The sequence below is a fragment of the Pelobacter seleniigenes DSM 18267 genome (genome assembly GCF_000711225.1).
GTDB classification, from domain to species: Bacteria; Desulfobacterota; Desulfuromonadia; order Desulfuromonadales; family Geopsychrobacteraceae; genus Seleniibacterium; species Seleniibacterium seleniigenes.
Genome location: NZ_JOMG01000002.1, coordinates 12,501 through 27,614 on the forward strand (window position 1 = coordinate 12,501; position 15,114 = coordinate 27,614).

The 15,114-nt window shown below is 55.2% G+C and carries 13 protein-coding genes (1 of these 13 cut by a window edge); 3 read left to right on the top strand and 10 right to left on the bottom strand.

What is annotated here, in order from left to right; translation table 11 throughout:
* The 8 genes from N909_RS0102630 to smc all read right to left on the bottom strand — a co-directional run.
* Positions 1 to 423, bottom strand: the 5' portion of a protein-coding gene (locus N909_RS0102630; protein ID WP_029910956.1) for a TIGR00282 family metallophosphoesterase. Its footprint begins 357 nt before the window's first position; only the first 423 of its 780 coding nucleotides appear in the window; the start codon lies at positions 421 to 423; its stop codon lies off the left edge, out of view.
* 102 nt (positions 424 to 525) lie between these two features.
* Complete coding sequence (rny, locus tag N909_RS0102635) at positions 526 to 2,091, bottom strand: ribonuclease Y (RefSeq protein ID WP_029910959.1); 1,566 nt, start codon at positions 2,089 to 2,091, stop codon at positions 526 to 528.
* Positions 2,092 to 2,111: 20 nt separating this feature from the next.
* Positions 2,112 to 2,690 carry a 5-formyltetrahydrofolate cyclo-ligase gene (locus tag N909_RS0102640; protein WP_029910962.1) on the bottom strand — a complete coding sequence of 193 codons (579 nt, stop codon included), beginning with the start codon at positions 2,688 to 2,690 and terminating at the stop codon, positions 2,112 to 2,114.
* Between the two features lie 359 nt (positions 2,691 to 3,049).
* The gene (locus N909_RS0102645) at positions 3,050 to 3,340 is read right to left on the bottom strand and encodes a cell division protein ZapA (protein WP_029910965.1); all 291 of its coding nucleotides are present in this window, start codon (positions 3,338 to 3,340) and stop codon (positions 3,050 to 3,052) included.
* 54 nt (positions 3,341 to 3,394) lie between these two features.
* Positions 3,395 to 3,565, bottom strand: coding sequence for a cell division protein ZapB (locus tag N909_RS25515; protein WP_155005849.1), 171 nt, complete (start codon positions 3,563 to 3,565; stop codon positions 3,395 to 3,397).
* Positions 3,566 to 3,604: 39 nt separating this feature from the next.
* On the bottom strand, positions 3,605 to 4,903 hold the full coding sequence (ftsY, locus tag N909_RS0102655) for a signal recognition particle-docking protein FtsY (RefSeq protein WP_084167385.1): 1,299 nt from the start codon (positions 4,901 to 4,903) through the stop codon (positions 3,605 to 3,607).
* A 78-nt stretch (positions 4,904 to 4,981) separates the two neighbouring features.
* Positions 4,982 to 5,347, bottom strand: coding sequence for a roadblock/LC7 domain-containing protein (locus tag N909_RS0102660; RefSeq protein WP_029910971.1), 366 nt, complete (start codon positions 5,345 to 5,347; stop codon positions 4,982 to 4,984).
* A 43-nt stretch (positions 5,348 to 5,390) separates the two neighbouring features.
* Complete coding sequence (smc, locus tag N909_RS0102665) at positions 5,391 to 8,939, bottom strand: chromosome segregation protein SMC (protein ID WP_051689468.1); 3,549 nt, start codon at positions 8,937 to 8,939, stop codon at positions 5,391 to 5,393.
* A 221-nt stretch (positions 8,940 to 9,160) separates the two neighbouring features.
* On the opposite strand from smc, the gene N909_RS0102670 reads away from it, so the two are divergent.
* On the top strand, positions 9,161 to 12,256 hold the full coding sequence (locus tag N909_RS0102670) for a YhdP family protein (protein WP_029910977.1): 3,096 nt from the start codon (positions 9,161 to 9,163) through the stop codon (positions 12,254 to 12,256).
* Between the two features lie 158 nt (positions 12,257 to 12,414).
* Here the strand turns inward: N909_RS0102670 and ubiE are convergent, their stop codons facing one another.
* Positions 12,415 to 13,134: a bifunctional demethylmenaquinone methyltransferase/2-methoxy-6-polyprenyl-1,4-benzoquinol methylase UbiE gene (gene ubiE / locus N909_RS0102675; protein WP_029910980.1), complete on the bottom strand. Its 720-nt coding sequence runs from the start codon at positions 13,132 to 13,134 to the stop codon at positions 12,415 to 12,417.
* A 138-nt stretch (positions 13,135 to 13,272) separates the two neighbouring features.
* Between ubiE and N909_RS0102680 the strand changes: the two genes are divergently transcribed.
* Together N909_RS0102680 and N909_RS0102685 are read left to right on the top strand one after the other, a co-directional pair.
* On the top strand, positions 13,273 to 13,707 hold the full coding sequence (locus tag N909_RS0102680; protein ID WP_029910983.1) for a (deoxy)nucleoside triphosphate pyrophosphohydrolase: 435 nt from the start codon (positions 13,273 to 13,275) through the stop codon (positions 13,705 to 13,707).
* 14 nt (positions 13,708 to 13,721) lie between these two features.
* Positions 13,722 to 14,561 carry an MBL fold metallo-hydrolase gene (locus N909_RS0102685; RefSeq protein ID WP_029910986.1) on the top strand — a complete coding sequence of 280 codons (840 nt, stop codon included), beginning with the start codon at positions 13,722 to 13,724 and terminating at the stop codon, positions 14,559 to 14,561.
* A 69-nt stretch (positions 14,562 to 14,630) separates the two neighbouring features.
* Here N909_RS0102685 and moaC read toward each other — a convergent pair whose 3' ends face one another.
* Positions 14,631 to 15,113 (bottom strand): cyclic pyranopterin monophosphate synthase MoaC, encoded by a 483-nt coding sequence (gene moaC, locus N909_RS0102690; RefSeq protein WP_029910989.1) that lies wholly within the window; start codon positions 15,111 to 15,113, stop codon positions 14,631 to 14,633.
* Position 15,114 lies beyond the last annotated feature (1 nt).

Genomic DNA, 15,114 nt, shown 5'->3' on the forward strand with positions numbered 1-15,114 from the left:
CCGGCGCAACTCAGCGATCAGCGCGTCAGCGGATCGGAATGGACAATCAAGATTCTTCATGAAGACCCTGCCCTCCAGATTGACCACACCGACCTTAATTCCGGCAGCAGTTTCGAAGACCCCGCTGCCGCGCCCGGGAAGGCCAGGGGGATAGTTGGCGGGCCGCAGCAAGCGATCTTCCCGCTCCAGGATCGGATTAATCTCCCGTTTATCCCAAATATGATTCCCCGAAGTCACCACATCGACCCCGGCCGCGAACAACTCGGCCAAAACACTGGCGGTCAAACCATAGCCGGCAGCAGCGTTTTCGCCATTGGCGACGACCAGATCGACCAGATGGCGATCAACCAGACGATCGAGATTTTCGGACAGCGCTTTTCTGCCGGCGCGTCCGACAATATCCCCAATAAAAAGTAACTTCACACAGTTTCTCCAAATATGAAAGCAGGACCCCTGCCAACGGTGGTCCTAAAACCGCCGCGATAAGGGTCCTGCCGAACCATAACCGATAAAAGCCGCTGTTGACTACTTGGCGTATTCGACCGCCCGAGTTTCACGAATCACATTGACTCTGATCTGTCCGGGGTAGGTCATCTCCTGCTCGATTTTCTTGGCAATATCCTTGGCCAAGACATGGGAATATTCATCCGAAACTTCGTCACTGGAGACCATCACCCGGATCTCCCGCCCGGCCTGGATGGCAAAGCAGCCGGTGACCCCGTCAAAAGAAGTCCCGATCTGCTCAAGATCCCGCAGTCGTTTAACGTAGGTTTCCAAGGTTTCCCGGCGCGCACCAGGACGGGCACCGGACAGGGCATCAGCAGCCTGCACCAGAATCGCCAACACGGTATCGGGCTTTTCATCTTCGTGGTGGGCGGAAATCGCATGGGCAATTTTGGGCGATTCCCCATATTTCCTGGCCAGTTCACCGCCGTTGACGGCGTGGGAGCCTTCCAGTTCATGACTGACGGCCTTGCCGATATCATGCAGTAACCCAGCTCGTTTGGCCTGTTTGACATTGACCCCCAACTCCGCGGCCATCATGCCGCACAAAAAAGCGACCTCAATGGCGTGAACCAGGACGTTTTGTCCATAAGAGGTCCGGTACTTCAGCATCCCGAGCAGCTTGATGATCTCCGGATGAATCCCGTGCACCCCGACATCAAAGGTTGCCTGCTCGCCAGCCTGGCGGATCTCTTCATCCACCTCTTCCTGGGCCTTTTCAACCAACTCCTCGATCCGGGCCGGAGGAATCCGCCCATCGGCGATGAGTTTCTCCAGGGCAATCCTGGCGACTTCCCGGCGCACCGGGTTGAAACCGGAAATCACCACCGCTTCCGGCGTATCATCAATAATGAGGTCAATGCCGGTAGCGGCCTCAATCGCCCGGATATTGCGCCCTTCCCGACCGATAATCCGCCCCTTCATTTCATCGGAAGGCAAAGGAACGACACTCACCGTTCTTTCGGCGACAAAATCGCCGGCATAGCGCTGGATCGCCAGGGCCATGATCATCTTGGCTTTGCGATCGGCCACCTCACGGGCCTCATCTTCGATCTTTTTAATATTCTTGGCGGCATCGTGGCGCGCCTCACTCAGCATCGAATCAACCAGCTGCTGCTTGGCCTGCTCACTGGTCAATCCGGATATTTTTTCAAGCAACTGGCTCTGCTCCAGATAAAGGGCCTCAACCTCGGCAGATCTTTTCTCAACCCGATCACTCTGCTGCCGCAGCTGAAGTTCCCGCTTGGTCAGCTCTTCACTGCGCTGTTCAACATGATCAAGTTTGCGCTCCAGATTTTCTTCTTTCTGCAGGATCCGATGCTCATGACTCTGGATATCCTTGCGCAGGTCGCGCGCTTCCTGTTCCCAGTCAGACTTGGCCTGGAGAACGGTATCCTTGGCCTGAATAATCGCTTCTTTTTGGATCGCGTCAGCTTCTTTTTTTGCGTCGCTGACTAATTTTTCAGCTTCAACCCTGGCATTATTGACCTTGGATTCAGACAGTTTTTTCCGCAGGAACATTCCCAGGAAAACCCCGCCGGCCAACGCCGCCAGAACGAGTAAAATAAGCAAAATATCTGCGTTCATATAAAATTCCTCCCTCGAGGCTATAATGAACCTGTCACACCATTATGACAGGGGATAGTTCTTAATTCCGTTACCAGAAAATCAAGCCGTTGATCATGGGCTTCAATCGGCAGCTCATCACATAACTGCAATTCAAAACAAAGTCCGACGGTTATCAACCGCCCGGCCCGACCGCACAGATAGCGGTCGTAAAACCCACGACCATAACCAAGCCGGTGGCCATGCCTATCGAAAGCAAGCCCGGGAACAACCATCAGGTCAAGCTCGGCAGGATCGACAACCTCTCCAGCTGCGGGCTCGGCCACGCCGAAAGCCCCCTTCTGCAAATCTTTCAATGTCTTGATTTCAGAAAAAGCCAAAAGCTCGCCGGACACCCGAGGGTAAACGACCCTTTTGCCGGAGCTTTTTGCCAGAGCAAACAGATATTCAGTATTCACTTCATTATTTATCGGACTGTAAAGAGCCAGGGTTTCGGCGGTGGTAAAGAAACTCTGCGCACTCAAAAACCGTTGGGCGTCGAAACTTTTCGAACGATAAGTCTCGAGGCCAAGGAGCCGACGCTCAGATAATAGTTGCTGTCGGAGAAGAGTCTTTCGCATAGCCGATGTCCTGAGCAGATCCATCAGCAGAGCAGTAAGAGACAATCACAGGCAGGTATGAACGGATGGAGTAAAGCGACTTCAGCGTGCAGGAAGTAAGGCCCGCCGGTGTCCGGAACGACACCTGTTGGTTAAGCGCCATGGGCTCAAGCCCCCAAGCGGGTGCTCCCCCACTCCGGTCCGAGAACCTATTCTTCCTAAAACATAATACGCCGATATCATTAGAGATCTAAACACCTGATGGTGTATCTTTACTGGAGTGATCCGTTTCCTGCAAACCTATCTTAAGCTCCGCAGCCAGGCTCAACAGTATCCCTGAAAGAGCGCTAGTGATTAATATTACATTACAATAACAAATATTAGCAACCAGAATCATCGGCCAGAGCAAGCTCCAGCCGCTTGACGAGCGGCTCCAGAGCCACGACCTGGATCCGTGCCTGTTCGCACTCTTCCAGCAGCTGCAAATACTGACCGGCAAGGTTCAGGAGTGTCAGGACCGTTAGATCACGAGTATCCACAGACTTGCCGGTGGCCATTTCCGCGAGCTTTTCTTCGACAAAGCTGACCACATGCTCAGCCTGCTCACGTGATCCCTGGCTACGTAAAGTATAATCACGCCCCAGAATATTGACACGAATACTGGAATTCAATTGCCCTCCGCAAAACCTCGATAAGTTTCCGCCCGGAGAATCCGCTCCACCGCTTTAGATATCCTCCATCCGCTGCAGGATCCGGTCAATCTCGGTCAGCAGCTGACTCCGCTCCGCAGCCCAGGATTCTTTCTCCCGCTGCAGCCGGCTATTCTCTTCTCGCAAGATGCGGTTTTGTTCCAACAAAGCTTCGGCCGCAGCTTCCAGCCTTTTCAACAGTTCCATAATTCCGGTCCTTATCGTGACGTTGTCGTCACCTGAAATTTAATCACGCTCAAACAAAGCTGCAACGAACATGTCGGCTTCAAAAGGTCGGAGATCGTCAAGCTGTTCACCGATCCCGACAAAGCGAACCGGCACCTTCAACTCCTCGGCAATGGCGACCACAATGCCACCCTTTGCCGTTCCGTCAAGCTTGGTTAGGGCGATCCCGTCAAGCTGTACGGCATCATTGAACAGTTTTGCCTGCGTTAATGCATTCTGCCCCGTCGTCGCATCCAGGACAAGCAGAACTTCGTGCGGTGCGCCTGGAATTTCCCGGCCCAGAACCCGCCTGATTTTCTGCAATTCATCCATCAGATTGACCTTGGTATGGAGTCGTCCCGCCGTATCGAGCAACAGCACGTCCGCCTTACGAGCAACTGCCGCCTTGGCCGCATCAAAAGCCACCGCGCCCGGATCAGCCCCTTCGCCATGACGAATGACATCGACACCGGCCCGTTCGCCCCAGACCTGAAGCTGTTCAGCTGCGGCTGCACGAAATGTATCGCCGGCGCCGAGGATAACCTTTTTGCCCTGGCGGGAGAATTGGTTGGCCAGTTTGCCGATGGTGGTGGTTTTTCCAACCCCGTTGACCCCGACCACCATCATGACAAAAGGCTTGGCGCTGTCGAGATCGAGCGGTCGGCTGTCCAACTGGAGGATTTTTTCAAGCTCATGAATAAGGATTTCGCGAACCTGTTCCGGGGAAGAGAGGGCCCCTTTGTCAAGCCGCGTTTCCAGGGAGCCGATTAACCGTTGGGTGGTCTGCATACCAAGGTCAGCGGTAATCAACACCTCCTCAAGTTCTTCGATCAGCTCAGCATCGACCTTGGAGCGACCGCGCAGCAAGCTGTCAACCCGCCCGACCAAAGAGGATTGAGTTTTGGCCAGACCGGCCTTCAGCCGGTCAAAAAGAGTCAGCGGCTCTGGCTCTGGCTCTGGCTCTGGCTCTGGCTCTGGCTCTGGCTCTGGCTCTGGCTCTGGCTCTGGCTCTGGCTCTGGCTCTGGCTCTGGCTCGGCTTCGGCTTCGGCTTCGGCTTCGGCTTCAACAGCAGCTTCTTCATCAGCCCCTGGGGAAGCAACCGGCTCCGGCTTGGTGGGCCTGCGCCTGAAGACCTTCAGCAAAATAAAAATAAACAGCAGAACTAGCAGCGTCGCGGCCAGGTAAACGACCCCGAAGGAGGCCAAGGCCAGATATTGTTCAGGGACTCCGGCAGCAGCAAACCATGCAGAAATTTGTGCGACCAGCTGATTCAACCACTGGTCAACAGAGGCCCAGTTTAATGTGTGTAGCCATTCCATAAAAAATTACATCCTCATCTTTCAATTCAGGCAGTGGAAAACGATTTTCCAGTGCGGAGCGTCGGCACGGCTTACGGCTCAGGCGAAATCAAAATCGTCGCGCAAAGCTTCAACACAGCGCCGCATTTTAAAGGCCGCCCGGGCGGCAATGGCATCCGCTCCGAGTTGCAAAACCAACATATAATCCTGCGACAATGGCGCCACCAGGGTCTTGTTTTCGCCGGTACGGATAACCACCTCTTCAAGAGCTCCGCTGCCGATCACCGCAAGAACATCACGCAACTGGTTGAGAATAATCCCGTTGTGAGCGCCGATAACTTTCATATCGTATTCGCTTATCCTGGCGACCTGGTCAACGGCCTCCCCTTCCCAGTCCAGAATGACCGCCCCCTGCGCTCCGGGGATATCTTCCAACAATTTATTGAGTAACAATTTAAAAGGCATCTGTGCAACTCTTCAGGTTATGTATTCCTATCGTCAAAGAATATCATGCCGACAGCGCCGATCGACTGTCGACCTCGGGGTCACCGCCTTCCATGCGCACCGAGACCAATTTGGAGACGCCCGGTTCCTGCATCGTGACCCCATACATGGTGTCCAGAACACTCATGGTTCTTTTGCTGTGGGTAATAATAATAAATTGCGATTGAGCGGTCATCTCGGTGACCATCTCTGCAAACCTGTCGATATTGGCATCATCGAGGGGAGCATCGACCTCGTCCAGGATACAAAAAGGTGTCGGTTTGATCAAAAATAAAGAAAAGATCAGGGCCACTGCGGTCAGGGCTTTTTCTCCCCCGCTTAACAGGTTGACATTCTGCAGCCGCTTTCCCGGGGGCTGGACGATAATCTCGACCCCGGTCTCCAGCAGGTCATTCTCATCGGTCAAGCGCAGCTCGGCTTTGCCCCCGCGGAACAGCCGCGGAAAGACCTGCTGAAAGGTTTCATTCACTTTTTCAAAGGTCTCTTTGAAGCGCCGCCGGGTGGTGCGATTAATCTGACTGATGGCTTTCTGCAGAGCATCCAAAGACTGATTCAGGTCATCTCTCTGCTGGGAGAGAAAATCGTAGCGCTTTTCCTGCTCCTGATATTCCTCAATCGCCATCAGATTGACCTCGCCCAAAGCATCGATCTTCTGCTGCAGTCGCTGCAACTGCAACTGCTGCCGCTCCAGCTCATCCTCGGTCGCTTCAGGGACCCGATGTTCGACCAGATCAACCCGGTAGCGTTCCAGCACGTTCTGGCGGACGTTCTCGGCATCGACCTGCAGCTCATGGAGCCGAAGCTGCAATGCGGAAACCGTTTTGCGCAGATCTTCCGCCTCACCACGGACCCGGCGCAGTTGGTCGCGAAATTCATCCAGGGCCTGGCGATGCTCTTCGTAGCGTTCGCGCAGAGCATCGTTCTCTTTCTGCTGCTCACCGCGGCGATCAAGGAGCACATCCAGTTCGGCCCGTAGCCGCAATTCCCTGGCATCCCACTGTTTCCGCTCCAGCACTCCGGCATCTTTCTTCTGCTGCAGTTGCGCGATGCGAGCTTCAATCTCCTGACTTTGCCGGCCGATCCGTTTAACCGTGTCCTGCAGGGATTGCTGCTGCTGAACAAGGGCGGCTAAAGCCACTTTTTGCCGGGTCAGTTCTTCCCGCGTCTGCTCAATGGATTCCCGGTGGTCCTGTTGGGCACTCTGCAATTCCAGGGACCGTTGTTCAAGCTGGCGTTGCTGCTCATCGGTCTGCTCCCGGCCGGAGAGGATAGTGTCCTTTTCGCGGAGCAGAAGCTCCCGGCTTTCGTCGATCTGCTCCAGGTCGTAAACAATCAACTCCAGCCTTTTGTTCAGCCGTTCCTCATCCGCCTGCAGGCTTTGCCGGTCCTTACCCAGTTCAAGAGCGTCCAGTTCCAGACGATGCGTTTCGGATGAGGTCACCAGCAGCGCTTCTTCGGATTGCAGCAGGTCCTCCTTGAGGGCCTCCAGGCGTGCCGCGCCGGCATGACAGCGTTTTTCAACCTCGACAATCTCCTGTTCAAGCTCATCCAGCTGACGCTGGCGACGGAGCAGACCACCGGCGCCCGCTTCGGCATTGCCTGCGACCAGAACTCCCTGCCAATCAAGACAATTGCCGGAACGGTCAACCAGCAACAGCCCCGGAGGAAGAACCGCGGTCAGGAATTCCACGACGGAATCAACCAGATAAATCCCGGTCAAGAGCCGCTGCACCAAAGCATCATGCCCACCCACCGGGGTCACCAGCCGGACTAATGGCGTCCCCTGCGAAAAAGCAAAATCCGCAGTCATTGTGCCAGAGATAATCAGTGCTGCTCGGGCTTTTTCCTCCTGCAGGACCTGCAACAGCGAAAAAACTGATTCGTCCCCCGTAACCGGAATGGCCTGCAACCTTTTCCCCAGTGCGACTTCGACGGCGACTTCCAACTCGGCCGGAACCCGTAGCGCATCGGCAAAGATCAACCGGGAGCCGGTTTTTGCATTCAGGACCACACGGGTGCCGTCCTCATAACCTTCAAAATTGCGTTGCAACTCCTGCAACGATTCCTGCCTGGATTGCAACAGGTTCAGCTTCTGCTGGAGGTCGCCCTGCTGTGCCTCTTGTCCGGCCAGCAAAGACTTCTGCTCGGCCAACCGAGCCGCCAATTCCTCGCGCCGGTCGCGGGTGTCTTCCTGCTGGGAACGAATGACTTCCAGCTTGCCCAGCAACTCCTCGCGCCGGGATTTAAAATCATTCTGCTGCTCGCGAATAGCCACAGAGTCGCTGGCAATCTGCTCCCGCCTCTTGGCTTCAGCGTCCAGCCTGCGGTCGATTTCATCACAGCGGTTGGCCAGGCGGCCGGCCTGGGCGAAAAGGGTCATCAATTCCTTACGGCAGTTCTCATACTCCGAACTCAGCTGGGTTTCCCGCCCCTGCTGCTGTTGCAGAGCGGTCTCAAGCTCGACAACCTGCTGCCGCAGCTGAGCGAGATCGCCGTCGGCATCCTTGTCCTGATGTTGCAGTCCGGCGTATTCCTGTTGCAGTTCGGTCAGTTGCCGGGTTGAGGAGGCAATATCAGCAACCAGCTCCTGCTCTTGACGGGCCGACTGTTCGGCCTGCCGGGCAAGCAGAGTCAGTTCATTCTCCACCCGCTGGACCTCGGAGCCAAGATGATACACTTTCTCCTGTGCGCTGGCATGTTCCGCTTCCGCCGCGGCCATCTGCAATTGTCTTTCTTCCAGTTGCAGTTCGCCCTCTTCAAGCCGGGCATCGAGCCGCGCCAGAATGTCTGCCCGCTCCTGCTTTTCAGCCGTGACAATGCCGATATTTTTATGCAGCCCCTGAAAACGGTTGCCGGTTAAACTCAACTCAATCCGTTTATATTCAGTTCGCAGGTCACGGAATTTTTCCGCACGCTGCGCCTGCCGTTTGAGGCTGCCGATCTGGCGCCGCACTTCGGTAATAATATCGCCAAGTCGCACCAGGTTCTGCCGGGTTGCATCCATCTTGCGTTCAGCTGATTTTTTACGAGATTTGAACTTGGTAACCCCGGCAACCTCCTCGATCAGCACCCGCCTCTCTTCAGGCTTGGCACTGACCATCATGCCGACCTTGCCCTGTTCGATAATGGAATAGGCACGAGGTCCGACCCCGGTATCCATGAACAGCTCGGTGATATCCAGCAACCGGCACGGGGTCTTGTTGATCTGATACTCGCTGTCCCCGTTGCGGTACAAGCGCCTGGACACCATCACCTCGCTGAAATCCCGATAGGCTTCCGGACAAAGTTTGGCGCTGTTATCAAAAACAATGGAAACCTGGGCCATGCCATGGGGCTTGCGCGTTTCACTGCCGCCGAAGATAACGTCTTCCATGGCCCGCCCGCGCAGGTGACGGACGTTCTGCTCTCCCATCGCCCAGCGGATGGCATCCACGACGTTACTTTTCCCGCAGCCGTTGGGACCGATAACGCCGGTAATCCCCTGTTGGAAATCAAGGGAGACCTTGTCCACAAAGGATTTGAAACCGACGATTTCGAGACGTTTTATTTTCATGATAAAAAACCGGCATCCGCGGGTTAAGCTGAACTTTTGTGCCTCAGAACGCCATCCAAACAACACACGCCGAGGGCGAGCCATGTTATCAGCGGGTTTCTTTCATGTAAAGAATAGAAGTCCCCGCTGCATGCATAAGCCTTGCCGGTTCTATCCGGAATCGCTATGATTGCTGGAACTCCGGTCCTTCCCCGGCATTAAAGACCAGCGAAAGAATGTCCATGATTTGGCAATCACTAAAAATAACCACCAGAGTTTTCTGTTTTTTCCTGTTGTTTTGCGCCATTCTGGCGACAATTCTGATTGTTTTTGCCAGCCAGTTGGACCTCGACAATTATCGCCAATCCCTGGAACAGGAGTTGAGCGCAGCCCTCGCCCAGCCAGTCCGCATCGGCCACAGTTCCCTGACCTTTAACCGCGGTCTGGCCATCGAGTTCAGGCAGCTCGAACTCGGCCCGGAGGATGCTCCGCTTGCCATCATCCCCAGAATCACCGCGACTCTGGAAATCCCTCCCCTGTTTGAGAAGAAAATCAGCCTCAAACAGGTTCAGCTCGACAACCCGGAGCTCAACCTGACACTCCCGCTACCGGTTCAAGAGAAGCGCAATTCCTCCCACCAGCTGATTAACAGCCTCGGGATAGAGAGCTTGAGTGTGCGCAATGCCCGGTTAAAGGTTTTTTACCTGCGCGACGGCAAGAGCATCAAACGGGCCGAGATTTCAGGAATTCACAGCGTATTGCGCGGCTGGCAGCCCGGAAAAAAAGGGCAGCTGATCGCAACCGGCCATGTCGATCAGACCGGGGCTGACTTTGTGTTGGAAACCAGCCTGCCCTCCAGTACCGATCCGGCGGTCTGGCGGCAGGAAACCTTGACCACCAAACTGCAGCTCAGTCATCTTTCCACCCTCCACCTGCCAAAAATCCCCAACCAGCAATACCCGGCGGCAGTGGATCTGAAACTGGATATCTCAGGCACTCCGGCGAGCGGGACCCAACTTTTGGCCGAAATTAAAGACAGTGCAACGGCTGAAAAATTGTTCACCATGAGTGGGCTGTGGACCTCTTCCAGCCAGCGGGACAGTATAACCAAGCTGCAAGGGACACTGCTTGAGCTGCCGGTGGCCGGCCAGATAGAAATGGTGCGCGCCGCAGGGAAAACACACTTGAGCGGAACTCTGGGAGCAAAAGACATTCGCCTCGATCGAGAGCTGCTGGCCAAGTGGCGCATTCCCAACGCCCAAAAGTTAACCTCAGGCCATTTGGACCAGCTGTCCGTCAGTCTGGATAAAACCTGGCTGACCGGCCAGAAGCAAAGGAGCCTGCCGCGCATCGACACGCAGGTTGTACTCAGTCAGCTGCAGTGGGATATTCCCCAGCTGAAACAATTCCAGAATTTCTCCATCACTACCCGGCTCGAGAACCAGCAACTAAAAATCAGCCAGGGCAACTTTGCGGTCGGTGACCATCCCTTTTCTTTCAGCGGTTCCATCACGCACCCGTTTCTGGAACCGGACGCGGACCTGAAAATTGTCACCACCCCCGACCTGGCTCAATTGCAGCAGCAGCTCTCCCTTCCGGCCGGCTGGACGATGCAGGGGACCACGGAACTCTCCCTGAGCCTGACCGGGGCCCTGTTTTCGCCAAATTTCCAGCTACGGGCAAAACTGGCTGATGCAGGATTTCACTTCGCCGATTTTTTCCGGAAGAAACCCGCCCAACCAGCTTCGCTCGGCATCAGCGGGCAGCTGAACCCGGATCGGATCGATGTCGCGCAGGCCGTGCTCAACCTGCCGAATAATCAGCTCAGCGGGAGCGGCTATCTGCTCCTCAACCAGAACCTGACGAACTACGGTTTTTCCTTATCGCCCCTGAACCTGACCACGCTCAAACCATTGTCTCCGCTGCTCCAGGAGCTCCAGGCAAACGGGCGGATCAGCATGGACCTGACCGTACAGGGGCAAGACCTTGACGGCCGCATCACCCTGCAGGACTTCGGAGCCCATCTGACCAGGATCCTCGGCGAGCTACAAAAAACCACGGGGACAGTCGCACTGGACCGGAACGGATTGAGCTTCACGCAGCTCAGTGCCAATCTGGGCGAATCCCGCTTTCTGGTCGACGGCAAACTCAGCAACTGGCAAGACCCGCAGCTGAGTCTCGATGTCTCCGCGGCAAAGATCAGATCCCATGATCTGATCTTTCCAAATCGCACCATGGAACTGCACGACCTGCGGGGGCACCTGCAGATAGACCGTAACGGGATCCGCTTCGCCCCGGTTACCGTTGAAATCAAAGAGACCACCAAGGCCAGGGTCGTCGGAACGGTAACCGATTTCAGCGATCCCCAGGTCGCTCTGGATATCAGCGGCGAACGGGTCGATGTCCTGGATATTATCAAACTGTTCCATGGCCCTCATGAAGAACCCGGCGAACATCATTTAAGCAAACCCATCAAAATCAGGGTCGCGGCCAAGGAGGGAACCATCGGTGGCCTGCATTTCCAGAACGCCAGCGGGGTCATTACTGAGGAGAAAGGACTTTTTGTATTGGCCCCCCTTTATTTCCATAACGGTGACGGCTGGTGCCGAGCCCGGGTTGAATTTAACGGCAACGATGACCAGGCGCCATTGAAAGTATCCGGCCATGCCGAAGGGGTCAGCGCGTCAATCCTGCACCAGGATCTCTTCTCCAAACCCGGACTCATCAAAGGCAAGCTGGACGGGGACTTTTTTGTACAGGGGGCCCCAACTGGGGAAGACTTCTGGAACACTGCCGTGGGCGGCATCCATATCCAGGTTCACGATGGGACCCTGCATAAATTCAACAGTTTATCCAAGGTTTTTTCGTTATTGAATATTTCCCAGCTGTTTGTCGGCAAGCTGCCGGACATGGCCAAGGAAGGGATGCCCTTTGATCTGATGGAAGGGAGTATCAAAATTGCCGACGGTCGCATGACCACGGAGGATCTGAGGATCCACAGCGAAGCGATGAACCTTTCCCTGGTCGGCTCCCAAGGACTGGTTGACGACTCCCTGGACTTCACCCTCGGCGTAATGCCGCTCAGAACAGTTGACAAGGTCATCACTTCAATTCCGGTTGCAGGCTGGGTCCTGACCGGAGAAGACAAAGCTCTGTTGACGGCTTATTTCAAAATCGAAGGCAGCAACGAAGATCCAAAGGTCTCAGTCATCCCTGTCGACTCTATCTCCAACACGGTTCTGGGGATATTCAAACGGACGTTGGGGCTGCCGGGAAAACTGGTCAAGGATATCGGCAACCTCTTCAAATCGGCCCCGGAGAAAAAAACCGAGCCCTGACAGAAAGAACGCGCGGCGCGAGACAAAAAAAACCTGCCGGAATTGCTCCCGCCAGGGTGAGAGCCCCCCCCCTGCACTGACCAAACCGATACCGCACAACCCGTCACGGGCGGTCCTTGCTCTCCCCTCGATTCAGCGGGCGGCGGTTTACCAGGCGGTCAAAGCCCCCGCGGCTTATCACCAACATACACGGTGGCAATACCGAAGGTCAGATCGACATGCTGAAGTCGGCTGAACCCGGCGCTCGCCAGCATAGCGCGGAAAGTCTCCCGGTCAGGAAACTCCATTACCGAGTCAGGCAGATATTGATAGGCGCTGCGTTTGGACAGAAAGCCGCCGATGGCAGGCAGTATTTTTTGAAAGTAAAAATAATAAATTTTACGAAACAGTTGACTCCGGGGATTGGAAAATTCAAGAATAACAACTCGTCCGCCCGGCTTCAGGACCCGGAACATCTCATTCAAGCCGGCCTGGCGGTCGACGACATTGCGAATTCCGAACGCGATGGTAATACCGTCAAAGGTGTTGTCAGGATGGGGGATCTCCTCACAGGGCGCATTGACCAGCGCGATGCGTTGCCCATACGGGGATGAATTCAACTTGGCCTGCCCCCGCACCAGCATGCCCTGGGTAAAATCTTCACCGACGATCGTCACCGAAGCATCTGTTTGCGCCGCAACCTCAAGCGCAACATCACAGGTTCCGGTGGCAATATCCAACACCTGCCCGTTTTTGGGAATACTCAGCTGGCTGACGGCGAACCGTCTCCAACGACGGTCTATTCCGAACGATAACAAGCGGTTCAACAGATCGTAACGACCTGAAATATCATCGAACATCTGGCGGACACGACGCCCTTTGTCAGACAACTGAAACATAGAAATTCTCCTGGCAAATCGGCAGCAGGCAAGAAGGGACTTTCAAGAATCCGCATACTGCGGAGCACCTGTTTCTATCATAGAGTCCGGTTGCCTCCAACAAAAAATCATGAACAGAAGAAAGCAATAGACCAGTCCATGACCAATAGCAATGCAACGATAAGCCCCTTGGCCGTCTGTGCCGCAGTTATTCTCAAAAAGGGAAAGATCCTTTTGACGCGCCGTCCGCTTGATAAAAAAATGGGTGGCTTCTGGGAGTTCCCGGGTGGCAAAATCGAGCCCGGCGAGACACCCCAGGACGCCCTGCAACGGGAGTTGCGCGAAGAGTTGGATATCGAGATCGAAGTCGGCCCCTTGCTGGCAAAAGTTTTGCATAATTACGAGTGGGGTGCGGTCGCAATTCACGCCTTCTGGTGTCACTGGAGCGGCGGACAGATCAGCCATCTTGAAGTTATTGATCACAGCTGGGTGACCCCGGCAGAGTTACCGGATTACGACATTCTCCCTGCAGACGCTCCGCTTATCAGCAAACTGCAGGCAATGGATACAAATGATTTATTTTCATTTCGATGACAGGAGAAGAGGGTATGGGCGTAACAATAACAGTTCTTTGCGAAAACTCCGTGGAACGGGTCAGTCCGGCCGGGCTGCTGGGTGAGCATGGCTTTGCCTGCCACCTGGCGACCCCCTACGGCAAGTTCCTTTTTGACACTGGCAGCGGGTTAAGTCTGCTCCATAATGCGCGTAGGCTGGGGGTCGATCTGAGCGATCTGCAAGGCATTATCATCAGCCATGGGCATTATGATCACACCGGCGGGCTGGAGCAGGTACTGCAAGAGACCGGTCCGGTTCCAATTTATGCTCACCCGGACCTGTTCACCCGTCGCTTCAGCAGCCTGAATGGCGAGTCGCGGCAGATCGGCCTGCCCTGGCAGCAGGCGGAACTGGAGCAAATGGGTGCGGTGTTCGAATTCTCCAGAAACGCGCGAGAAATCGTCCCGGGGATGATTTTGTCCGGAGAAATTCCGCGTCTGTCGGCCGCCGAAACCGGCGATCCCAGACTGATGGCCTATTCGGAACAAGGAGCACAGGTCAGTGATCCACTTTACGACGACCAGTCCCTTTTTATTCACAGCGAGCAAGGGTTGGTCATTCTGCTGGGCTGTGCCCATGCCGGGCTGATCAATATCATCAATCATGCTGCCGCGGTCACCGAACAGACCAAATTCTACATGGTGCTCGGGGGAACCCACCTGAAATTCTGCAGCGAGCAGCAGATGATGGCAACCGTACACCGCCTGGCCGAAGCCAACGTGAAACGGATCGGAGCTGCTCATTGCACCGGGCTGCGCGGGGCTTATGTCCTGGCGGAAAGTTTCGGGGATCGGTTCTTTTCCGCCTCGGTCGGAACCACGGTCACCTTGTAAGGCGAACCTCGCTTAACGTAAACGGTACCGGGTTCGCCGCGGCAGTCTTGCCAGCGGCGAACCCGTTTTTCAACCTTGTTGCTCTCTGCGGTAAACCCCGCTCTTGCCCCCTTCTTTATACTCCAACACCACCTCGCTGATGATGATCCCCTTATCCGCCCCTTTACACATATCGTAAATGGTCAGGGCCGCCAGAGAAGCGGCAACCATCGCTTCCATTTCCACCCCGGTCCGCTCATAAGCCCTGACCGTCGCTCGCACCAGAATCTCCCCGTCAGCCGGCACAGGGGTAAATTCGATGGCCGCATGATGAATGGACAAGGGGTGGGACAGCGGAATCAGCTCCGCGGTTTTTTTTGAGGCGGAAATCCCCGCCAGCCTGGCCACCCCCAGGACATCTCCTTTGCTGGTCGTACCATCCAGAATTCTTTGCAGCAGTTCCGGTGACATCCTGACCCTCGCCGCAGCGGTGGCAGTCCGTAGGGTTTTCTTTTTGGCGCTGACATCGACCATGATGGCCCGGCCGCTTTCATCAAAATGGTTAAAATTCATT